Source organism: Streptococcus gordonii (genome assembly GCF_001553855.1).
Lineage (GTDB): Bacteria > Bacillota > Bacilli > Lactobacillales > Streptococcaceae > Streptococcus > Streptococcus gordonii.
On sequence record NZ_LQWV01000017.1, the window covers coordinates 1 to 409 of the forward strand.

The following is a 409-nucleotide window of genomic DNA, read 5'->3' on the forward strand; positions in this document are numbered from 1 at the left end:
GTTGCTGTACCGTCTGGCGCAATGGTGTAAGTTCCTTGTCCTGGAATTACTTTATCCTTACTTCCATCTTCGAAGGTTGGGTCAACTGTTTCATCAATTGGAACCCGTGGATCGCCACCTTGGAAGGTTGGAGTACCTGTTTGTGGAAGGCCTTGAGGACCTGTGCTGGTTGCACCAGTTCCTGTAGGAGTGACCTTAGTGAATTCTGGACTGTAAGTTGCAGTGACTGAAGTGCCATTCTTATCTACACGTTTGACCGTCACTGGGTCTGGTTTGCCTACAAACTGCTTGTCTGGTGTGAAGGTTACTGTACCGTCTGGCGCAATGGTGTAAGTTCCTTGACCTGGAATGGTCTTCTCTTTACTTCCATCTTCGAAGGTTGGTTCAACTGTTTCATCAATTGGAACCA

The 409-nt window shown here is 47.4% G+C and carries 1 protein-coding gene; it reads right to left on the reverse strand.

The genetic code is table 11. The features are described from left to right. Positions 1-409, reverse strand: a 409-nt coding sequence (locus AWH02_RS06000; RefSeq protein ID WP_145762181.1) for an Ig-like domain-containing protein, incomplete at both ends; no start/stop codon positions are given.